This is a genomic window from Blastomonas ursincola (assembly GCF_013607875.1).
Lineage (GTDB): Bacteria > Pseudomonadota > Alphaproteobacteria > Sphingomonadales > Sphingomonadaceae > Blastomonas > Blastomonas ursincola.
Map to the genome: position 1 here is coordinate 1,329,893 of NZ_VDES01000002.1, position 22,210 is coordinate 1,352,102.

General features: G+C 65.1%; 16 protein-coding genes. 5 read left to right on the top strand and 11 right to left on the bottom strand.

Annotated features, from left to right (window positions below):
- Positions 1 to 52: 52 nt before the first annotated feature.
- Positions 53 to 1,354, top strand: coding sequence for an NAD(P)/FAD-dependent oxidoreductase (locus FG486_RS12420; protein WP_181267723.1), 1,302 nt, complete (start codon positions 53 to 55; stop codon positions 1,352 to 1,354).
- 65 nt (positions 1,355 to 1,419) lie between these two features.
- Positions 1,420 to 3,141, top strand: a complete 1,722-nt coding sequence (locus tag FG486_RS12425) for a DUF885 domain-containing protein (protein ID WP_181267724.1) — start codon at positions 1,420 to 1,422, stop codon at positions 3,139 to 3,141.
- Positions 3,142 to 3,148: 7 nt separating this feature from the next.
- Here the strand turns inward: FG486_RS12425 and FG486_RS12430 are convergent, their stop codons facing one another.
- Both FG486_RS12430 and FG486_RS12435 read right to left on the bottom strand, forming a co-directional pair.
- Positions 3,149 to 4,912, bottom strand: coding sequence for a tetratricopeptide repeat protein (locus FG486_RS12430; RefSeq protein WP_181267725.1), 1,764 nt, complete (start codon positions 4,910 to 4,912; stop codon positions 3,149 to 3,151).
- 201 nt (positions 4,913 to 5,113) lie between these two features.
- Positions 5,114 to 5,635, bottom strand: a complete 522-nt coding sequence (locus FG486_RS12435; protein ID WP_060978354.1) for a MarR family winged helix-turn-helix transcriptional regulator — start codon at positions 5,633 to 5,635, stop codon at positions 5,114 to 5,116.
- Positions 5,636 to 5,983: 348 nt separating this feature from the next.
- On the opposite strand from FG486_RS12435, the gene FG486_RS12440 reads away from it, so the two are divergent.
- The 3 genes from FG486_RS12440 to FG486_RS12450 all read left to right on the top strand — a co-directional run bounded on the left by FG486_RS12440 (position 5,984) and on the right by FG486_RS12450 (position 10,328).
- Positions 5,984 to 7,306, top strand: coding sequence for a M24 family metallopeptidase (locus FG486_RS12440; protein WP_066278542.1), 1,323 nt, complete (start codon positions 5,984 to 5,986; stop codon positions 7,304 to 7,306).
- A gap of 172 nt (positions 7,307 to 7,478) precedes the next feature.
- Positions 7,479 to 8,648, top strand: coding sequence for a pyridoxal phosphate-dependent aminotransferase (locus tag FG486_RS12445; protein WP_181267726.1), 1,170 nt, complete (start codon positions 7,479 to 7,481; stop codon positions 8,646 to 8,648).
- Positions 8,649 to 8,675: 27 nt separating this feature from the next.
- Positions 8,676 to 10,328, top strand: a complete 1,653-nt coding sequence (locus tag FG486_RS12450; protein WP_181267727.1) for a DUF885 family protein — start codon at positions 8,676 to 8,678, stop codon at positions 10,326 to 10,328.
- Between the two features lie 15 nt (positions 10,329 to 10,343).
- Here the strand turns inward: FG486_RS12450 and FG486_RS12455 are convergent, their stop codons facing one another.
- From FG486_RS12455 to FG486_RS12495, 9 genes are all read right to left on the bottom strand, one after another.
- Positions 10,344 to 11,480, bottom strand: a complete 1,137-nt coding sequence (locus FG486_RS12455) for a hybrid sensor histidine kinase/response regulator (RefSeq protein ID WP_066278539.1) — start codon at positions 11,478 to 11,480, stop codon at positions 10,344 to 10,346.
- Positions 11,477 to 12,043: a chemotaxis protein CheB gene (locus tag FG486_RS12460; RefSeq protein WP_066278487.1), complete on the bottom strand. Its 567-nt coding sequence runs from the start codon at positions 12,041 to 12,043 to the stop codon at positions 11,477 to 11,479. The genes FG486_RS12455 and FG486_RS12460 overlap by 4 nt, the downstream gene beginning before the upstream one ends.
- Positions 12,040 to 12,864, bottom strand: a complete 825-nt coding sequence (locus FG486_RS12465) for a CheR family methyltransferase (RefSeq protein WP_181267728.1) — start codon at positions 12,862 to 12,864, stop codon at positions 12,040 to 12,042. The genes FG486_RS12460 and FG486_RS12465 overlap by 4 nt, the downstream gene beginning before the upstream one ends.
- On the bottom strand, positions 12,864 to 16,298 hold the full coding sequence (locus tag FG486_RS12470; protein ID WP_181267729.1) for a response regulator: 3,435 nt from the start codon (positions 16,296 to 16,298) through the stop codon (positions 12,864 to 12,866). The genes FG486_RS12465 and FG486_RS12470 overlap by 1 nt, the downstream gene beginning before the upstream one ends.
- Before the next feature lie 95 nt (positions 16,299 to 16,393).
- Positions 16,394 to 18,583, bottom strand: coding sequence for a xanthine dehydrogenase family protein molybdopterin-binding subunit (locus tag FG486_RS12475; protein ID WP_181267730.1), 2,190 nt, complete (start codon positions 18,581 to 18,583; stop codon positions 16,394 to 16,396).
- Positions 18,580 to 19,566, bottom strand: a complete 987-nt coding sequence (locus tag FG486_RS12480; protein WP_181267731.1) for an FAD binding domain-containing protein — start codon at positions 19,564 to 19,566, stop codon at positions 18,580 to 18,582. Before FG486_RS12480 ends, FG486_RS12475 begins: the two co-directional genes overlap by 4 nt.
- Positions 19,563 to 20,075 carry a (2Fe-2S)-binding protein gene (locus FG486_RS12485; RefSeq protein ID WP_181267732.1) on the bottom strand — a complete coding sequence of 171 codons (513 nt, stop codon included), beginning with the start codon at positions 20,073 to 20,075 and terminating at the stop codon, positions 19,563 to 19,565. The genes FG486_RS12480 and FG486_RS12485 overlap by 4 nt, the downstream gene beginning before the upstream one ends.
- A 99-nt stretch (positions 20,076 to 20,174) precedes the next feature.
- On the bottom strand, positions 20,175 to 21,311 hold the full coding sequence (locus FG486_RS12490) for a cobalamin-independent methionine synthase II family protein (protein WP_181267733.1): 1,137 nt from the start codon (positions 21,309 to 21,311) through the stop codon (positions 20,175 to 20,177).
- A 19-nt stretch (positions 21,312 to 21,330) separates the two neighbouring features.
- Complete coding sequence (locus FG486_RS12495) at positions 21,331 to 22,209, bottom strand: alpha/beta fold hydrolase (RefSeq protein WP_181267734.1); 879 nt, start codon at positions 22,207 to 22,209, stop codon at positions 21,331 to 21,333.
- Position 22,210 lies beyond the last annotated feature (1 nt).

A 22,210-nucleotide genomic window follows, 5' to 3' on the forward strand; every position in this document is an offset into this window, starting at 1 on the left:
TGTCCGCGCCTGCCGTGATCCACTCTGCCGCCAAGCTGTCGGAATGGCTGTGATGCAATATCAGCCCATTTCCCCGCGCCGACGCCCGAAAGGCCTGACCAACGCTGTCTGGACCGCCAATGCCGCGCCCGCGCCGCAGGTCGACAGCCTGGTCGGTGTGCACGATGTCGATGTGCTCGTCATCGGCGGCGGCATTGCCGGAATGACGACGGCGCTGCATCTGGCCGAGCGTAATGTCGATGTCGCCCTGGTCGAGGCCGGACAGTTCGGCGACGGGGCCACCGGCCAGAGCGGCGGCATCATCGCACCCGATTACATCCGCCATACTCCCGAGACGATCGGCGAGGTGCTGGGCGAGGCGGCAGGCGAGCGGCTGACCGACATGATCGGCCGATCGGGCGCGCATGTCTTCGATCTGATCCGGCAGAACGAGATCGAGTGCGACATGCGCCAGGACGGGTTCTACACGCCTGCGCATACCGAGGCGCTGGCCCAGCAGCAGCGCGACATGGCGCGGCAGTGGCAGGCGCGGGGCCACCGGGTCAGCTTTGTCGATGGCAGCCAGACCCGGGCCCTGTTCGGCACCGACCGCTATTGCGGCGCGCTGCGCTTCGAGGATGGCGGCGGGCTCAACCCCCTGGCCTTTGTGCGCGGGCTCGCGCATGTCGCGATCCGGCGCGGCGCCAAGCTCTATGCGAACAGCCCCGTGCGGCAGCTCGAGCGCAAGCAGGGCCAGTGGCTCTGCTATACCGCCAGCGGCACCCTGCGTGCGCGGCGTGTTGTGCTGGCAGCCAACGGCGGCAATGCCGCGCTGCACCCGGCGATGCGCCGGACCTCGCTGCCGCTCAATGTCTTCCAGTTCGCCTCGATGCCGCTCGATCCCGCGCAGCGCCAGGTGATCCTGCCGCGGGGCGGGGCGTTTACCGACAAGATGCCCTATCTCTTCACGGCCCGGCTCGACGGCCTCGGCCACCTCGTCTCGGCCTTTCCGATGTCCTATGCGGTCAATGGCGAGAAGGCCCTGTATCGCGAGGCCAAGAGGCGGTTGAAACAGTATTTCCCGGCCATGCCCGATCCGCAGATCGATTATCTCTGGCATGGTCTTGCCTGGGTCAACACCTCGTTCCTGCCCGAAATCTACGATCTGGGCGATGATGCCATAGCGATCCAGGCATGCAATGGGCGCGGGCTCGCGACCAACACGGTGATCGGATCGGAAGTCGCCACCATGCTCGCGACCGGTGACGCGGATGCGCTGTCGGTTCGTCCGCGCGCGCCTGTTCCGGTGCGGTTCCATGCCGGTGCATCGCTGCTGCCCAGGTTGCTGATGTCGATGGCCTATCTCACCAATTGAGTTCCATGCGCCTTTCACCCTCCCTTGATGGAAGGCCATGGCCGGTCGGGGCGCGGGCAGGTCGATTGGCCCGCGCCCTGGCCATCGCAGGCGCCGCCTGGCTGGCCTGCGGATCGGTGTCGGCACAGTCGGCAATCGCCGAGATCGTCGCGCAGTACGAGCGCTTTTCCGCCGATCATCCGATGGAGGCCGGGCGATCGGACCCTGCGCGCGCGCGCGCAGGCTGGCCCGACGAGACGCTCGAGGGCATGGCCCGGCGGCGCGCCGCGCTGCTGGACCTGGCCGAGCAACTCGACAGGCTGGATGACGCCGCGCTGACCGAGGCCGAACGGACCGACCGTCGCTATCTGCGCGCGCTGATCGGTTGGCGGATCGAGGGCATCGATTCCGACGAGCGCCGCTTCGCCTTTGTCGCGCACGAAGGCTTCTACAACACGCCCTATGCGGTGGCACGCGGGCTAGACATCCGATCGCAAGCCGATGCACGCGCTTGGGTACAGCGGATGCGCGGCATAACCCGCTATTTCGCCGAGCAACGTGCCAATCTCGAGCGCGGCGTGGCCACGGGCTGGACCAATCCGGCCCCGGTGATCGATGTCGCGGTCGCCATCCTGCGCAAGCAGATCGCCGTGCCAATCGCCGACGATCCGATGCTCGGCGCGCTCAAGGCCTATCCCGCGCTCCTCGCCGAGGCGCAGGCGCTGATCAGCAGCGATATCCGTCCGGCGCAGGTCGCGATGCTCGCCTATATCGACGGGCCCTATCGGGCGGCGGCACGCAAGGAGCTGGGCATCGCAGCGGTGCCGGGCGGGCGGGCCTATTATGATTTCCTGCTGCGCTATTACACGACGACCGATCTTTCGGCCGAACAGATTCACGCACTTGGCCTGTCCGAAGTTGAGCGCATTCGCGGCGAGATGGACAAGGTCATCGCCGCTACCGGCTTTACCGGGAGCTTTGCCGAATGGCTGCATTTCCTGCGCACCGATCCGCGCTTCTATGCGACCAGTCGCGAAGGGCTGATCGAGAAATATGCGGCGGCCTCGAAGCGGATCGATGGCGTGCTGCCGCGCTATTTTTCGATCCTGCCGCGCCAGCCGTTCACCATCGTGCCGGTCCCGCCAGAGCTCGAAGAGGGCTATACCACCGCGCGCGGCGGCGGCGGCGGTGATTTCGCCAAGGGTTTTGCCGGAACTTTCGTCGTCAACACCTCGCATCTCGATCAGCGCCCGCTCTACGAGGTCCCGGCGCTCAGCCTGCACGAGGCGGCCCCTGGCCATCACACCCATGGCGCGTTGACCAACGAGAACCCGGCGCTGCCCTCGTTTCGCCGCTCCCGCGATCTGCTCGCCTTTCGCGAGGGCTGGGCGCTCTATGCCGAGCGCCTGGGGCACGAAATGGGGGTATATCGCGACGGCTATGAGGCGTTCGGCAGCCTGTCGACCGAGATGTGGCGCGCCTGCCGGATGGTGGTCGATACCGGCATCCATGTCATGGGCTGGGACTATGCCCGCGCGCGCCGATGCTTCGAGGAGAATACCGCGCTCGCCGATATCAATATCGACAGCGAGCTCGCGCGCTATATCGGTGCTCCCGCCGGGGCGGTGGCCTACAAGGTCGGCGAGTTGCGCATCATCGCAATGCGCGCGCGGGCGGAAAAGGCGCTGGGGGCGCGGTTCGACATCCGCGCATTCCACGACCTCATCCTTGCGCAAGGCCAGTTGCCGATGACCCTGCTCGAACAGACGGTCGATCGCTGGATCGCTCAGCAGGTTGCCGGTCGCTGATCCGCCCTCAGCCGGACGGCACGATATCGAAGGCGATGGTGGTGCGGTGCTGGGTGTCCGCAAAGGGCACGGTGCCGTGATAGAAATAGGACGGGAACAGTACCAGCAGGCCCGGTTGGGGGCGGACCATGTGCAGGATCTGTTCGCGGTCGCCCAGGTTCAGTCCGGTCTCGCCGAACTTGAGCCAGCCACTCTGCCCGTCGCCGACCGCGGGCGGTACCGCGACATAATAGACCGCGCTGATCCAGCCTTCGGGATGGATATGGTTGCTGTGATGACCTCCGCTCGACAGCCGCACCGACCAGGAGCCTGAAAAGGCAAAGCCGGCGGATTTGCGGGCCAGGAACGGATGGCTCGCATCGTCGGGCAGCGCGGCAATATGGCGCTCCACCGCCTGGCGGATCATTGCGTGCACCGTCACGATCTCGGGCAGTTCGCGCGCGAAAAGGTCGTCGGTGGTCTGCGTGCCGCCGCGCAGCGTCTGTTCGAGCGGCGCGGTGCGGGCCGTGTGCAGCGTGCCCAGCGCCACATCGAGCGCGCGGTTGAAACCAGGTCCGTCGCCACCGGGCGGCGTCAGCATCGCGGTGCCGATCAGCCTGGGATCGATCAGCCAGTGGAATCGCGCGTCTCCGGTCAGCCGCCAGCTCAGGCCTTGCAGCGCCAGCGCCTGCTGGTCATGAGCGTCATCGTCGAGCCGGGTGACGATGCGCGACATCGCCTCGCCGATCCGGTCGGTGATGATCAGACAGCGAGCCGATTCGCGCAGCGTCGGCGGGTGGCGCGGCTCGATCTCCAGCGCCGCCTCGAAGGCCGCAAAGGCACGATCGGGTTCGCCGCAAGACCAGCATGCCTGGCCGAGCCGAAAGCGCAGGTCGGCACCCCCGACGCCCCGCGCGGCCGCATCGGCCAACAGCGCCGCCGCCGCTCGAGCCTCCCCGGCCAGCGTGAGCCGCTCTGCCAGCCCACACAGCAACCCGGCGTCGTCCGGGGCCTCCACCAAAGCATCGCGGTAGCTGGCAACATGGCCATCGCGGTCGCCTTGCTGCCAGAGCAGGCGGCTGAGCGAATCGTGCAGATCGACATCGCTGGGCGCAAGCGCGATGGCGCGCCGATAGGCCGCAGCCGCCTCTTCCATCCGGCCCAGATCCTGCAGGCAATGGCCGCGATTATAGTGGATGCGTGGGTCATCGGGGGAAAGTGCGGCGCTGCGATCGAACAGCGGCAAAGCCTCTTCGGGACGCCCCGCGAGCCGCAGCGCGACGGCCAGATTGTGCAACCACGGGCCGTGATCCGGTTGAAGCGTCAGGGCCTTGCCATAGGCCATGACCGCCTGCGCCTGATCGCCCATTGCAGCAAGTGCCTGACCCAGCACGGCCCAAGCGCGGGCCGAACCAGGCTGCGCGCGCACCAGGGCGGCCATATGCTCCGCCGCTTGCGATGCCCTGCCGAGCGCGATCAGCGCGAGCGCGCGGTTGATATCGGCATCGGCATAATCGGGCTTGAGCGCTAGCGCCTTGCCATAGGCCTCCAGCGCCTGCTCCTGCTGGCCCGTCGCCGCACAAGCGTTGCCCAGATTGTTGAGAACATGGGGCTGGCGCGGCTCGTTGGCCAGCGATTGCCGGAACAAGGCGATCGCCGCAGGCTGGTCGCCCCGCTGGCGCGCCAGCATGCCGAGCAGTTGCAGCACGTCGGGGTCGCGAGGCGCTGTCGTGCGCAGATGCTCGAGAAGCGCCTGCGCCTCGTCGAGCCTGCCGGACCGCGCCGATGCCATGGCCCGAGCAAGCGCGTTAGGGTCGGCGCGCGATGATCGTGTCTGTTGCAAACTCGTTTCCGCCGCTGCTTGTCCTGGCATCTGGGGCCGTGCGAGCAGGAACAGCAGCTTTGATCGCGCCGGTCAACGGCTTCACAGCAAGAATCACATGCAAATGCACATGATTCGGACGGTCAGCGTCGCGGCCGAACCGCGCAGAGACTATTCGATCGGCAGCTTGCTGAGATTGTCGCTGATCTTCTTGAGCGTCCGAAGCAGGTGCGCGATGTCGCGGTTGCTGATGCCCACCATCGCGCGCGAGAATTGGCGTCCTACGATCGGGGTCAACTTGCGCAGCGTCTGCTGGCCGGCGGGGGTCAGGGTGACTTCGGTGATCCGGTTGTCTTCGGGGTTGGGCTCGGTCGATACGAGCCCCTGTTCGACCATGCGGTCGATGATCCGGCTGATCGTCGATCTTTTGGTGAGCGCCGCCTCGGCAATCGCACCGATGCTGGCGGGCTGCTGTTCGCGCAATACCGTCATCACACGATAAATCGGCTTGGACACGCCATGCTTGTGCAGCACCTTGTCCATGTCTTCGTGATATTTGAAATCGGCATGCGCCATCAGATAGAAAGGCGAGTTTTCCAGGCGGAATGTCGGGTTGCTCGGGTCATATTCGCCGCGATTTTCCACCTGCTCCCCTTCCTGACGTACCGTTGCTGCTGCCGAGCTTGCGTTCATGTTTTCTCAAAAGCCTCGATTGATCAAGCGGTTCCATCGCAATGGACCGCCAAGGGGATCGAACTAGCCGAATACATGTGTATTTGCACTGAGTTATGACAGCCGTGTGGAAGAAAATGCCTGTCGCTGCCAATAGTTTTGTTGCTGGCAGGGGGCCTGCGGCCCCAATGCTGCAAGCCGTTCACGCGCCTCGGGCCCGGGCGAGCGTGAACCCTTGAATTCCCTATCGGTACCGGCGGCATGAGGCCGCGCAATAAAATTGACAAAAATCGTGTGAAGTTGAATATATCTGCGGTGAAGTACGGGGCAGGCGACAGGTTCTGATCCCGGAGGCTGGAGGAGATGCGCATGGCGTTCGGACGGTGGGGACTGGGTTTTGGCGCTGCGGCGGTGCTGCTGGCTGCGGCGACGCCTGCAACCGCGCAGGAAGCCCGCCAGCGCTGGGAACAGCTGTGCCAGATTCGCAAGGACAAGCTCGACCTGATTCTGCCCGAAGCGATGCGCGAAAACCGAATCGACATGTGGATCGTCGCGTCGCGCGAAGGACATGACGATCCCAATGCGATGCTGCTGGGCGGCGGCTATGTTGGCGATATCGGTTATTATGTGTTCACCGATCGCGGCGAGGGGCGGATCGAGCGGGCCGCGTTCGGCATTGGCGGTGCGGCGTTCGATCAGTGTCCGCTCTATGACCTGCGCAGGTCGCCCGCAGACCTCAAGGCATTCATCGCCGAGCGCAATCCGAAGCGGATCGGCGTCAATATCGCCTCCGAAATCGGTACGGCGGACGGTCTCAGCCATTCGCTTCACCAGAAGTTGGTCGAAACGCTGGGGCCGGAATTGGCGCAGCGGCTCGTCCCGGCGGAAAAGCTCGTGTCCGATTTCCGCTCGCGCCATGCTGCCAGCGAAATCGCTGCCTTTGCCCGCGCGGGCGAATTCTCGCGCACCATCGCCGAGCGCGCGCTCTCGAACGAGGTGATCACGCCGGGCAAGACCACCACGGGCGAGGTCGCCTGGTGGATGATGGAGGAACTGCACAAGCAGGGCTTGGGCAACAGCTTCGGCATCCCCAGCATCTACATTCTTGGTCCCGGTCCGCGCGGGCCCGTGTCGGGCGATCATGTCATCCAGCACGGCGACCTGATCACGATGGACTGGGGCGTGAATTTCCTTACCGCCTATACCGACATGAAGCGCATGGCCTATGTGCTGAAGCCCGGCGAGAATGCGCCGCCGCCAGGCGTCCAGCGCGCCTTCGACAAGGCGCGCGAGATCCGCCAGATGATCCTCGAGGTGATCCGCCCCGGCGTTACCGCAGGCGATGCGCTGGCCGCAGTGAACCGTCGCGTGGCCGAGACCCCTGGGCTGGCGCTCGGTAGATATGACGATCCTGTGGCCGATCCCAAGGTGTCCGATGTCGTGATCGGCAGCCACTCGGTGGGCGATCTGGGGCACGGGTCTGGACCGTCGATGGCCGAATTCAATCCGCTGCGCATGACCTACACGCTGCGCCCCGGCAATTTCCTGTCGATCGAGCTGTTCCTCTACACGCCCGTTCCCGAATGGGGTACGCGCAAGATCAAGATTCCGCTCGAGGACAATGGCGTGGTGACCCAGCGCGGCTTCGAATGGACCGCCCCGCCGAACAATCGCATCCTGTTGGTCAAGTGATCCGGCAGCGCCCGCGCAGCTTTGCGGCCATATGCGTGCCAGCATGATGCGGGCATGATCGCATGCGGCTTGCGGGCCGCCGGACAGGAATATCGGCTCCAACGAAGTTAGAGCTTGAAATGTTACATATCACGCAATTATGCATATGTCTGTACAGCAGCGGAGAGCAATAATGAAATGGCCGGCACAGCGCCTCGCATCGGGATCGAAGAAGAGTTTCGGCATGTACGACGAGGCTGCGAAACTCGACGCTGCGGGGGTTGATCTCATCCATCTGGAATTCGGGCGGCCGCATGCCGATACGCCCGACCACATCAAGCTGGCGACCAAGGCCGCGCTCGACGCTGGCATAGTCCATTATGGTGATTTTCGCGGCACGCTCTCCTTTCGCCAGGCGCTGGTGAAGAAATTGCGCGATTTCAACAAGCTCGATTACGGCGTCGATGAGGTGCTGGTGACCAACGGGCTGACCCATGCCTCGTTTGCGGCGTTCATGGCCGCGATCGATCCGGGCGACGAGGTGATCCTGCTCGACCCCTATTATCCGCAGCATATCGGCAAGACCCAGCTTGCCGGGGGCAAGGTGGTGATCGCGCATCTCGACAAGGCCAACGGCTTTGCCATTACGAAAGAGGCGATCGCAGCCAAGATCACCGACAGGACGCGGATGATCGTGCTGATCAACCCGGCCAATCCCACGGGGCGCGTCTATACGCGGGCAGAGCTTCAGCATATCGCCGATCTGGCGATCGAGCACGACCTGCTCGTACTCTCGGACGAGGTGTACGAGTATATCACCTATGACGGGGCGGAGCATATCAGCATCGCCAGCCTGCCGGGCATGCGCGAGCGGACCATCACCTGCTTCGCCTTCACCAAGGCTTATTCGATGGATGGCTGGCGCGTGGGCTATGTGACCGCCGACGCGCGGCTGATGCCCGCGATCCTGACCATCGCGATGACCGACGTCACCCATGTCAACGTGTTCGTGCAGGAAGGCGCGCGTGCGGCTGTCGAAGGGCCGCAGGAGCCGATGCTTGCGATGGTCGAGGCCGATCGGCGCAAGCGCGACATCGTCGTGCAGGCGCTGAACCAGATGCCCGGCGTTACCTGCGCCGCGCCTGAGGCCACCATCTACGCCTTTCCCGATATCAGCGGCACGGGCCGCAGCTCGCAGGATATCGCGATGGCGATCCTGCAGGAAGCGCATGTCGTGGTCGAGGCGGGAAGCTTTTACGGACCCGGCGGGGAAGGGCATCTCCGCGTCTGCTTCGGGTCCGAATCCGAGGCGCGTATCGTCGAGGCGATGGAGCGCCTGGGCCGCTTCTTCAACGCACTTTAAGTCAGCGACATATCAGGGAGAGACAGCATGAAGCGGAACTGGCGTCACTGGGCTGCGCTGCTGGCGCTCCCGCTCCTTGCTCCGCTTGCCGCGCAGCCGGTCGCCGCGCAGACCGAGCAGCCGGCATCGGGCTATGCCGCGCTGCTGGCGCTCTATGACGAGTTCCGCGCGCTGACGGTGCCCGAAATGGTGCGCGGCGTGCCCGACTACACGCCCGCTGCGATGCAGCGCCAGGCCGAGCGCCTGGCGGGCTTGCAGCAGCGGCTGCGCGCCATCGACGACAGCGCCTGGCCGATCTCCGAGCGGGTCGATTACATGGTCGTGCTGGCGGAAATGCGCGGGCTCGAATTCCAGCACCGCGTCATGCAGCCGTGGAAGCGCGATCCGGCCTTTTACAGCACGACCAATCTGGGCTTCGGCCCGAAGATGCACGGGGCGTTCGGCATTCCCGCGCTTCCGCTCAAGGGCGACGCACTGACGCGGTTCAAGGCCAGCCTTGACGCGGTGCCTGCGGCGCTGCGCCAGGCGCGCATAAACCTCACCGATCCGCGTGGGGACCTCGCCCGGCTGGCGATCGTGCAGAAACAGGTCGAGATCAACGTCTTTGCCGAGCTGGCCGCGCGCGCGGCCCAGGTGCAGCCCGATCTGGTGCAGCCGGCGAAGCGGGCGCAGGCGGCGGCAGCGGAATTCAAGGCCTGGCTGGAATCGATCGAGGCGGGGCTTCCGGCGCATGGCGGGGTCGGCAAGGAAAATTACGCCTGGTATCTCAAGAACGTCCTGCTGCTGCCCTATACGCCCGAAGAGGTCGAGACGATCGGCGAGCGCGAATATCAGCGCCAGGTCGCGTTTCTCAAGATCGAGGAGCATCGCAACCGTGCGATCCCGATGCCCGAACCGGTGAAGACCCGCGCCGAGTTCGATACCAAGCGCAAGGCCGAGGACGAGCACCTGCTCAAGCAATTGCGCGAAGGCCAGTGGGTGACCATTCCCGATTATGTGCAGCACGATCCCGAAGAGGGGCCCTATGTGTTCCCGTTCGAGCGCGATCCTTCCAAGCCCGGCCTGTTCGACCCGCCGCTCAACCTGCATTTCTTCTTCCAGGCCGAGTTTCGCGATGGCCTGCCGCTGCGCGCGCACAATCTGCCAGGCCACATGTTCGATGGCCTTCAGGCGGCGCGCGATACGCGTCCCATTCGCGGCAAACCCCGGCTCTTCTTCGTCAATGGGTTGCGCAACGAGGGCTGGGCCTTCTATCTGGAAGAGATGATCCTGCAGGCGGGCATGCTCGAGGATCGGCCCAAGACGCGCGAGATCGACTATATCCTCGGCGCCAAGCGCGCGGCGCGTGTCGTTCCTGAAATCCGCATGCAGGCGAATGAATGGACCTGGAAACAGGCGAATGAATCGCTGATCGCGCGCACGCCCAAATGGATGAAGCCGGGCGATGCGGTGGCGCAGTTCGATATCGAGCTGTACCTGCGCCAGCCCGGCTATGGCATCGGCTATTACATGGGCAAGGTCGAGCTGGAAAAGCTGCTGGCCGAGGTTGCGATGCAGCAGGGCGAGGCCTTCGACATCAAGGCCTTTCACGACCGTTTTCGCGCTGCGGGATCGATCCCGATCTCGCTGATCCGCTGGGAGATGACGGGCCGGGACGACGAGGTTCGGACGATGCGCTGACGCACCGCGTCCCGGTCAGGCCAGCGGCAGCCAGACCTCGAAGCTGCTGCCTTCGCCCGGCGCGCTGCGCGTGAGCAGGATGCGCCCGCCATGGAGTTCGACGAGCTGCTTGACGAGCGCCAGGCCGATACCGAGGCCTTCCTGGTTCATCCGGCCATCGGGTGCGACCTGCGCGAAAATGTCGAAAATCCGTCCCTGCTGTTCGGGTGCGATACCGATGCCGTTATCGGCGATCTCGATCTTGGCCCACCGATCCTCTGACCTCAAGCTGACGCGAATATCACCGCCATTGGGGGTGTAGCGCGCGGCGTTGCTGATCAGATTGCCGACGATCTGGGTGACGCGCGCATGGTCGCCGCGCAGCCTGACCGGGTCATCGGGCAGTGCAAGGTGCAGGCGGTGCCCCGCCGAATCGATGATCGGCTGCACCGTCTCGATGGCAAAGCCGATAACGTCCTGCAGCAGCAGTTCCTCGTGCCGCAGCGAGATCTTGCCCTGCTCGATGCGCGAGATGTCGAGCAGGTCCTCGACCAGCCGGGTCATGTGGCTGAGACTGCGGTTCATCGCGCTGCGGATCTCGGGAACCGCGTCGGTGCCTTCGCGCCGCTCGAGCAGCCTCAGCCCCGCGACCAGCGCCATGATCGGGTTGCGAAGTTCATGCGCCAGCACCGCGAGAAAGCGGTTCTTCTGTGCGTCGGCCGCCTGCAGCTCGAGCCCCATCGCGGCCAGGCTGTCGCGCTGCTTCGCGATCTGGCGCCGCTGGTTATAGAGCTCGAAGAAGACGTTGGCCTTGGAGCGCAGGATATCGGGTTCGATCGGCTTCTGGATGAAGTCGACCGCGCCCGCCTCATAACCGCGAAACCGGCGCGCGGTATCGCCGCTGCCGGCGGTGACGAAGATGATCGGCACGTGGCGCGAGCGCTCGCTGCCGCGCATGAGCTCGGCCAGTTCGAACCCGTCCATGCCGGGCATCTGCACGTCGAGCAGCGCCAACGCATAATCGTGGACCAGCAGCAGTTCGAGCGCCTCTTCGCCGCTCGATGCCTTGTGGCACTCCAGACCATCGGATTTGAGCAACGCTTCGAGCGCGACAAGATTTTCCGGCAGGTCATCGACCAGCAGGCATTTGATGGGGTCGAAGCTGCCGGTCATGCCGCGGCCCAATCGCGCAACTGGCTGACGATGTCCGCAAAGCTCATCGCCCGGGCCGAGGGGCAGGCGGCGAGCGCGGCGGACGGCATGGTCGATACCTCGGCGGTCACAGGGTTTTCGACCAGTGCGATCCCTCCCGCCGCGCCGACCGCCCTCAGGCCGTCGGCACCGTCATGGTTCGCGCCGGTCAGAACGATACCTGTCAGCGCCGGGCCATAGGCATCGGCGGCGGATTCGAACAGGACATCGATGGCCGGGCGCGAATGGTTGACCGGTTCCTCCGAAGACAGCGCAAGCGTTCCGCCTTCCTCGACCAGCAGGTGATAATCCGCAGGTGCGAAATAGATCGTGCCCCCCATCGCCATTTCCTTGTCCTCGGCTTCCTTGACCTGAAGTGCGCATTTGGCGGCCAGCAGCTGGACCAGGGCATTGTCCCGGCGGGGCGGGACATGAACGACAACGAAAATGGGGCAGGGAAAGTTTCCGGGCAGGGCCGGAAGAATCTGCGATAGCGCCTGCACGCCTCCCGCCGATGCACCGATCACCACCGCCTTGCCGGTCATGTCAGGCCCCGCTGGTAGATCTTCTCTTCCGCAACGAACTCGCTGAATGCACCGGCATGCGCGCTGAACCGTAGGCTCTCCTTCGAGCCCAGCCCGAGGAATCCGCGCCGGGCGAGCGAGTCCTTGAACAATCCGATCGCCCGGTTCTGCAGCTCGCGGTTGAAATAGATCAGCACGTTGCGACACGAAATCAGGTGCATCTCGCCGAACACGCTGTCGGTGACCAGGCTGTGATCAGAAAAGACGACCTGATTGCGCAGCGACTTGTCGAACACCGCGCGGCCATAATCGGCGGTGTAATAATCGGACAGCGAGGTCAGGCCGCCCGCCTTCTGGTGATTCTCGGTGAACAGCCGGATATGTTCGAGCGGATAGACGCCGGCCTCGGCGGCCTTCAGCGCATTGGGGTTGATGTCGGTCGCATAGAACATCGTCTTGTGCGCAAGGCCTTCCTCGCGAAACAGGATCGACAGCGAATACAGTTCCTCGCCATTGCTGCATCCGGCCACCCAGACCTTGAGCGAAGCATAGGTGCGCAGGTGCGGGATCACCTTTTCGCGCAGCGCGCGGAAATAGGAGGGGTCGCGGAACATCTCGCTGACCTGCACGGTGAGATAGTTCAGCAGGCGCGGCAGCATGGTCCGGTCGTGCAGCACATCGGACTGCATTGCCGATATGCTGTCATAGCCCAGTTGCTTGCGCGCATGCAGCAACCGGCGTTTCAGCGAGGCGCGCGCATAGTTGCGGAAGTCATAGTGATAATGCTGGTACATCGCCTCGAGCAGCAGCTCGATCTCGATATCCTCGATATTCTCGGTCATCAGCGCGGCATCCACACGCGCACCAGCGACAGCAGCTTGTCGACGTCGATGGGCTTGGCCATATAATCATTCGCACCGGCGTCGAGACAGTTCTGCTGGTCGTCCGGCATCGCCTTGGCGGTGAGCATGATGATCGGCAGCTTCGCCCATTTCGCTTCGCTGCGGATGGTGCGCGCGGCGGTCAGCCCGTCCATCACCGGCATCATCACATCCATCAGCACCAGGTCGATCGCCTTTTCAGGATCCTCGCCCGCCGCTTCCAGCGCGGTGATCGCCTCCTGGCCGTTGCGTGCGATCTGGGTCACCACACCGCGCGGCTCGAGCACGCTGGTCAACGAATAGACGTTGCGCACATCGTCCTCGACGATGAGGATGCGGCGGCCTTCGAGCGCGGCGTCGCGGTGGCGCGCCTTCTCGATCATCTTGCGCTGTTCGGGCGGCAGATCGGCGACAACCTGGTGCAGGAACAGCGACACCTCGTCGAGCAGCCGCTCGGGCGATTTCGCCCCCTTGATGATGATCGAACTCGAATAGCGCCGCAGCCGCTGTTCCTCGTCGGCGGTCAGCTCGCGCCCGGTATAGACGATCACCGGCGGGAAGGCATGGGCGTCGTCGGCGCTCAGTTCCTCGAGCACGGCAAAGCCCGAGGCATCGGGCAATGAAAGGTCGAGCACGACGCAATCGAACGTCTCGTTGCGCAGCCGCTCGAGGCAATCGGCCGCTGTGCCGACGCCTACGGTCTCGACATCCTGCGACTTGAGCAGCTGGCCGACTGCTTCGCGTTGCACGGCGTCATCCTCGACGATCAGCACGCGGCGCATGCGCGAGGCAAGCTTGGCCTGAAGCGTTGCCAGCACTTCGGCCAGCTCGTCGCGCCGCGCGGGCTTGCCGAGAAAGCCGACCGCGCCCAGCGCCAGCGCCGTCGGGCCCTGATCCGCACCCGAGATGACATGGATCGGGATGTGCCGCGTTTCGTCCCGATGCTTGAGCTGGTCGAGCACGGTAAGGCCTGACTGGTCGGGCAGGCCGATATCGAGCACGATCGCGTGCGGGCGATATTCGCCGGCGAGTGCGATCGCGTCCTGCGCGGTGCTGGCGACGATGCACTGAAAGCCCATCTCGCGCGACAGGTCGCAGACGATGCCGGCAAAGGTCGCATCGTCCTCGATCACCAGCAGCAGCTGCTTGCCTTCGGTCAGCGCGGCGCGGTCATCGGCAGCGAGGCTCGGGACTGCGGCGGCGGGCCTTGCTGCGCGCGGCTTCGGAGCGGGGGCGGGCGAGGGCAGGGCGGGCGCTGCGACGGGTGCGAGCTGTCGTGCGGGCACCATCGCGGCGTCGTAGATGACGGGAATGGTGAGTGTGAAGCAGCTGCCTTCGCCGACCTTGCTTTCCAGGCTGATCTTGCCGCCGAGCAACCGCGCCAGTTCGCGCGAAATGGAGAGACCCAGCCCTGTGCCGCCATATTTGCGGCTGATCGTGCCATCTGCCTGCTGGAAGGCCTCGAAAATGCTGGCCTGCTGCTCCTTGGCGATACCGATGCCGGTATCGGCGACCTTGATCGCCAACCGGTCCTCGCCGACGGGGGAGAAGCTCAGCCGCACGCTGCCGCGCTCGGTGAACTTCAGCGCGTTCGACAGCAGGTTCTTGATCACCTGTTCGAGCCGCATCCGGTCGGTCTCGATCGTTACAGGGCAATTCGCATCGCGCTCGATCTCGAGCGCCAGACCCCGCTCGTCGGCAATGGGCTGGAAGACCTTCTGCATGTCGCTCGCCAGCCGCTCGGTCAGCACGGGCGCAGGTTGGATCTCGATATGCCCTGCCTCGATCTTGGACAGGTCGAGAATGTCATTGATCAGCACCAGCAGGTCGTTGCCCGCCGAATAGATGGTGCGCGCGAACTTGACCTGCTCGTCGGAAAGCCGCTCGTCGGGATTGTCGGCGAGCAGCTTCGACAGGATCAGCAGCGAGTTGAGCGGCGTGCGCAGCTCGTGGCTCATGTTCGCAAGGAAATCGGACTTGTACTGGCTTGCCTGTTCGAGCTCGCGCGCCTTCAGCTGCAGCGCCGCCGAGGCGCGTTCCAGATCGTCGCGCTGCGTTTCCAGCGCCTGCGCCTGTTCCTCGAGCTGGCTGTTGGTCTGTTCGAGCTCGACCTGCTGCAGTTCGAGTCGTGCCTGCGTTTCGCGCAGCGCATTGCCCTGTTCCTCGAGCTCCTCGTTCGAAACGCGCAGCTCCTCGCTCTGCGCCTGCAGCTCACCCGCCTGGCGTTGCGTCTCTTCCAGCGCATCCTGCAACCGGGTGCGGAACCGAGCAGAGCGCAGGGCAATACCGATCGATCCGCTCGACTGTTCGAGCAGTTCGAGCACCAGTTCGTCGACGGGCTCGAAAAAGCCGAGCTCGATGACGCCGTTGACCCGGTCGTCGGCCTTGGTCGGGGCGATCACCAGGTGGCGCGGCACGTCGCTGCCAAGTGCCGAACCGATCGAGAGATAGCCCTGCGGAATATCGTTCAGCACGATCAACTGACCATCGACCGCCGCCTTGCCGAGCAGGCCCTCGTTCAGCGCAAAGCTAACCGGAACATCCGCTCCCTGTGCGACGCCGAGCATGCTGGCACGATTGAAGCTTCCGCCTTCGCCCTTGAACAGCGCACCCGCCCTGCTTCCGGTCTTGTCGGAAAGGAAGGCAAGAATGGCAGCGGCAAGGTCTTCGATCGACTTGTCCCCCATCATCGCAGCGGAGAGGTCGACCTGCGCCTGCTGCAGCCATTGCTGGCGCGCGCGCTGGCGCATGCTGCGTGCCATCAGCAGGAAGATGGCGATGGTCAGCGCGATGCCGCTCGCGCTTGTCACCACCGCGCTGATGACGGCGGTGTTCGAGGCAGCGGCCATCTGATCGATATTGGATTGGCGCTTGCGAAGCTCCTCCCGCGACATGCTGGCGATCTGGGCGCGGATCGCGTCCATCGCCGCCTTGCCGCGGTCCGAATCCACTGCCGCCAATGCCGCAGCAAAACCCTCGGCGCGCCGCAGCCGGATCGTCGCATCGAGCTCGCGCAGTTTCTGTTCGACATTGCGTTCGAGCTGCGCGACATTGTCCTCCTGCACGGGATCGCCGCGCATGGTCGTCTGCAGCTCTTCCAGCTTGGTTCGGGCCAGTGCAGCACCCTCGACATAGGGCTCCAGATAGGCCTCGCGCCCGGTGAGCAGATAGCCGCGCTGACCGGTTTCTGCGTCGAGCGTTGCGGACATCATGTCGTCGAGTGCATTGAGCACCGTGTGCGTCTTGCGGATCGCATTGTCGCTGGCGCGCATGTTGGCGATGTTGAAATAGGCAATAGCCGCGCTGAGCACGAAAAAGACGATGCCTGCCATCAGGCCGGCGACCGCCCAGCGGTTCGCGGGGCCACTGGCGCGGGGAACGTTCCGGTTGGTCATGACGGCAGGGTATCTCGCAGGGAAAGGCAGTGGCCAGGGTCTAGCGTATTGAAATTGCTTTGTCCAAAAGCGCCACCGGCAAACGTGGGTTGCGATCAGTCGGGCATGGCCGCCAGTACCCGGTCGGGCGTCATCGGATAATCGAACACGCGCGCGCCGCAGGCATTGTAGATCGCGTTGGCGATCGCCGCCGCACCGCCGCACATGCCCAGCTCGCCAATGCCCTTGGCCTGGATGATGCTCGCGGCGGCATCGCGCTCCTCGACCAGCACCACGTCGAGATCGGGCACGTCGCGATGCACCGGAACGTGATATTCGGCCAGATCGCGGTTGACGAGATGCCCGTCGCGCGGATCGAATTCGAGCGCCTCGGTCAGCGCCATGCCGATGCTCCAGGTGATGCCGCCCAGGCATTGCGAGCGCGCGGTCTTGGCGTTGAGCACGCGGCCAAAGCCGAACGCGCCGAGCATCCGGTTTACGCGCGTCTCGCCGGTATAATGGTTGACCCGCACCTCGGCGAAGAACGCGCCGAAGCCCGAAGCGAGATAATCGTCGGTGATCTTGCCCGGCTCGTAATGGCCTTCGCGCACCAGATCCTTGCCGCCGAGCAGTTCGGTCAGCGGCGTACCGTTGCCCGCTTTGGCATCGGCGAGCGCCAGAGCGGCCTCGTCAATGTCGAGCGTGTCGGCCAGCGCCTCGCGGATCGCCATGCATGCGACATAGACGGCAGAGCCGATCGACGGCGCCCCCCAGCTGCCGCCCGATCCAGGGCCGCGCGGATGGTCAGAGTCTCCGAGATCGACAAGCACCTGGTCAGGGCGCAAGCCCAGCATTTCGCCCGCAATCTGCGCGACGATGGTGTAGGTGCCGGTCCCGATATCGGTCATGTCGGTTTCGACCAGCGCGGTGCCATCCGCCTTGAGCGTGACGCGGGCTTTGGCTTCGGCGACATTGTGCACGCGCGCGGCGCTCGCCATGCCGGTGCCGATCCACCATTCACCTTCGCGGCGCATGCGGGGCTTGCGCGGGCCGCTGTCCCATCCGAACGCTTCGGCCCCCTGGCGCAGGCATTCGGCGAGCTTGTGCGACGAGAAGGGCAGGCCCTGTTCGGGGTCCTTGTCGGGAATATTGCGCAAGCGCAGCTCGACCGGATCGATCTCCGCCCGCTCGGCGAGTACGTCCATTGCCGCCTCGAGCGCGGGCATGCCCACGGCCTCACCCGGCGCGCGGACCGAGCCTGCGGTCATGCGGTGGATGCGGGCGAGTTTCAGCACCAGCTCGCGATTCTCGCCCGGATAGAGGAAGTGCGAGGATTGCAGCACCGGTTCGGCAAATTCCTCGCCGGGAAGGTTGGAGACCAGCGCCTCGTGCCCGAAGCCGGTCAGCCTACCATCGGTATCGCAGGCCAGGCGGAGCCGCTGCGTCGTTTCCGACCGGCGGATGATGCTCTGGAAGACCTGCTGTCGCGACATCACGACGCGCACGGGGCGTTCGAGCTGCATCGCGGCGATAGAGGCCGCGACGACTTCCTCACTGATCCCGAGCTTCGACCCGAACCCGCCGCCGACATAGCGCGAGATCAGGCGGATCCTGTCCTCGGGCAGGTCGAGCGCATCGGACAGCTCGGTGATGTTGTAGTTGAGCATCTGCAGCGAGGCGTGGACGGTCAGGCGTTCGCCGTCCCATTGCGCGATCGCGGCGTGCGGCTCCATCGCGGCAGACGCATGGCCCTTGGTCGTGTAGGTGAGATCGACGGCATGGGCGGCATCGGACATCGCCTTGTCGAGATTGCCCTCACGGACGGTCTCGTCTTCCTGTTCCTCTGCAATGCTCGGGTCGGCTTCGACGGGCGCGGCCTCGTCGGGCTGGTATTCGACGACCAGAAGCCTGGCCGCATCGCGCGCCTGCTCGAAGCTCTCCGCGACGACCAGCGCCAGCGGCTGCCCCCAATAGCAGATCGTGCGCGGCTTTTGTTGCGGTGCCTCGTTGGCGGTGCCCTGGGCGGGGCGCGTGGTCAGTCGCTCGTCATCGATCACCGCGATCACGCCGGGCATGGCAAGCGCGCTTTCGGCATCGATCCGCACGACACTGCCCCGCGTGATGGTCGCCGTTACCAGCACGCCCTCGGCGCAGCCCTCGACCGGATATTCTGCAGCATAGGGCGCGGTGCCGGTGACCTTGGCCAGCCCCTCGATCCGCGAGACCGGCTTGCCGATCACGCCCTGGCGCATCGTGTCGAGCCGGTTCTCGGTCGCCGGCTTGTCCTGCTTCACATGCACGGTCATGCCGCCTTCTCCACCGCTTCGGCCAGCACCGCGTTCAACGTGCGGCGGGCGAGCGGAATCTTGAAATCATTGTCGCCATGGCCTTCTGCCCCTTCGAGCAGGAGGTCGGCAGCTTGGTCGAACAGCTCGGGCGAGGGGGGCGCGCCAACGAGCAGTTCGCCGATGCGCGGTTCGTGCCACGGCTTGTGCGCGAGGCCACCAAAGGCGAAATCGGCGCGCGTGAACTTGCCGCCGTCCATCGCGATCACGGCGGCAATCGACACCAGGGCAAAGGCATAGGACGACCGCTCGCGCACCTTGCGGTACAGCTGCGTGGCTTGCACCGGCGGGGGCAGCGTGACCGCGACGATCACCTCGCCTGCCTCCAGCACATTGTCGCGCCACGGGGTGTCGCCGGGCAGGCGATGAAAATCGCTGACCGGGACCGTCCGCTCCGTTCCCTTGCCGGTTGCGATCACGACCGTGGCACCCAGGGCTGTCATCGCAACAGCCATGTCGCCGGGATAGGTCGCGATGCACTGGTCGCTGGTGCCGAGCACCGCGTGCAGCTTGTTCACCCCGCCAATCGCGCCGCAGCCGCTGCCCGGATCGCGCTTGTTGCAGGGCTGGTCGACGTTCATGAAATAATAGCAGCGCGTGCGCTGGCACAGATTGCCGCCGGTTGTCGCCTTGTTGCGCAGCTGCTGCGTCGCGCCGGCCAGGATCGCGCGCGCGAGCACCGGATAATCGGCGCGCACGCGCGGGTTTACTGCGGTTGCGGTGTTGGTTGCGAGAGCGCCGATCCGCAGGCCGCCATCGGGCGTGTCCTGGATGCCGTCGAGCCCGATCCGCCCGATATCGCTCAGCTGCGATGGCGTCGCCACTTGAAGCTTCATCATGTCGAGCAGGTTGGTGCCGCCCGCGATCAGCATCGCCTCGGGCAGCGCCGCGATCGTCGAGGCATCGCTGATCGAATGCGCGCGCTGGTACTGGAACGGCCTCATGCCGCAGGCTCCGATTCGGCGACGTCGCGGATCGCGGCGACGATATTGGCATAGGCTCCGCAACGGCACAGATTGCCGCTCATGCGTTCCCGAATTTCCTCACCGCTAGCCTCGAAGGGGCCGTCGAGCGTCTCGCTAGCATCGCTCGGCCAGCCATTCGCGATCTCGTCGAGCATCGCGGTCGCCGAACAGATCTGCCCCGGCGTGCAATAGCCGCACTGGAAGCCGTCATGCTCGACAAAGGCGCGCTGCAGCGGCGAAGGCTCGTCCGCAATGCCCAGGCCCTCGATCGTCGTGACCTGATGGCCCTCGTGCATCGCCGCGAGCGTCAGGCAACTGTTGATGCGCAGGCCGTTGAGGATCACGGTGCACGCGCCGCACTGGGCGTGGTCGCAACCCTTTTTGGTGCCGGTCAGCCCCAGATCGTGGCGCAGAAAATCGAGCAGCGTGACACGCGGGTCTTCGGGCAACGGGTAGGGCGTTCCGTTGACGATCAGTTCATCGGGCATTCAGGACTCCTTGCGAAATCCCAAGCCCTGAACGCCGCGATGGTTCCCTGCGATGGCGGAATTGATTGCTGTCGGCGCTGGTGGGCTTACCGATCGGCTTCAGGCCGACCAGTATTTCCGGCTCGCGATCGCGGCCCCCTCGGACAATGCGGCCAGCTTGGCCCAGACGATCTCGGGATCGAGGCTGTTGCTCCCGGCATGGACCGAAAAGCCGCAATCGACCCCGGCCATCACCCTCTCGCGGCCAAGCAGATCGGCATAGCGCCCGATGCGCTGCGCGATGAGCTCCGGGTGCTCGATATAGGGGCTTTGCGGCTCGACCATGCCGGGGCAAAGGATCTTGCCCTCGGGCAGCGGATGCTCTTCGAAGAACGCGAACTCGTGCGCATGGCGCGGGTTTGCGCCTTCGAGCAGCACGGTTTGCGGCTTCGCGCTCCAGACGATGTCGGCAATCTCGCCCAGCGCCACGTCACAATGGTGGGGGCCAGGATAATTGCCCCAGCACAGATGCATGCGCAGCTGCTCAGCCGGGATGTTCTGCAACGCATGGTTGAGCGCCGCGACGTTCATGCCGATGCGCTTGCGGAAATCCTCAAGGCTCAGATGGGTGAACTGCACGTGCCGGCCCATGGCAAGGTCAGGGCAATCGACCTGCAGGGTGATCCCGGCGGCGGCGATGGTCTCGTATTCGTGGCGCAGCCCTTCGGCGAGCGCGAAGACATAGTCCTCGTCGCTGGCATAATATTGGTTGGGAAAGAACAGCGCGGTGACGCCGGGCGAAGCAGCGGACATGAAGGTGGCGTGGCCGTTGGCGAGCCGCCTCAGCCGCTCGGCATCGATGCGCGGCGCTTCCATGTCGATCACCGTGATCGGCGCGGTGCAAGCCGGGGCGGAGCGCTTGGCGCGGCCCTTGTTGCCGAACACCTGGGCCTTCGCGCCGGGAAAGGCCTCCAGATCGGCAAACTCATACTGGCCCGCTTCGCCACCGAAGCCTGAAAGCCGGTGCTTAATATAGGTGGCATAGCTGGGCTTGGACTGCTCGCCATCGTTGACGATGCTCACCCCCGCCTCGATCTGGCGCTTGATGACATAGGCCGTCGCCTGCTCGACCGCGGCGTCGAAATCGGCTTCGGTAACCGTCTCGCCGCCCTCGCGGGCGAAGACCAGATCGAGCAGGGCTTCGGGTCTTGGCAAGCTGCCGACATGGGTGGTGCGAAAGCGGTCGGGTGCGGTCATGGAAGGGGACTCCGGCAGATCAGTCGTTGATGGCATCGGGAACCGGCTGCAGGGGCCGGTTCAGAAAGGCCGCGAGCGCAGTGTTATACTCCACCGGGTGCGACAGATTGCAAAGATGCCCGGCCTCGCGGATGAAGCGCGCCTGGCCCAGCGGTGCGGCGCGGGCGACGGCGCGGGTCACGTCGCGGCGCCACGGGGTGTCCTGGCACCCCGTCACGCCAAGAACCGGCATGCACAGCGCTGCCATCGCATCGAGCCGCGCCGACGGACCGGCAGGACCGGCGGCGAGGTCGCGGCCGTCATAATCGGCAAGCATGGCCGCGCCGATCCGTTCGGCTTCGCCCGACAGCCCGGCCATGAGCGGATGCTGTGCCCAGTGCCGTTTCATCGATGCGAGCATGCCCTGCCTGACCAGCTCGGCATATTCCGATAGCGGTATGCGGTCTGACGCGTTGGCCTGATCGGGGATTCCGGCCAGTGAAATGCCTTGCAGCACCAGCGTTATGACCCGGTCTCGATACTGCTGGGCATAGGCGATGGCGGTGGCGCCCGCCTGTGACATGCCGACAAGGTGGCAAGCGGCAAGGTCCAGATGATCGGTCAGCCGGGCGATATCGTCGGTTTCGCGAATCCGGTCCGGGGGGGCTGTCGATTGCCCGAAGCCGCGACGGTCGATCGCGACCAGGGTAAAGCGGTTGGCCAGCGCGCGCGCCTGCATGGTCCAAATCCGCCGGTCGAGCGTCCAGCCATGCAGCAGCACGACCGTTGGGCCCTGGCCGACCCGTTCGACGGCCAGGTGCCCGTCACAGACCTCCAGCCAGAGCGTCTTGCCGCCCAGCCTCGGTTCGGGCGGCGTCCTGGCATGGCTCGGGCCCAGCCGACAAACCGGGCCGTGCATC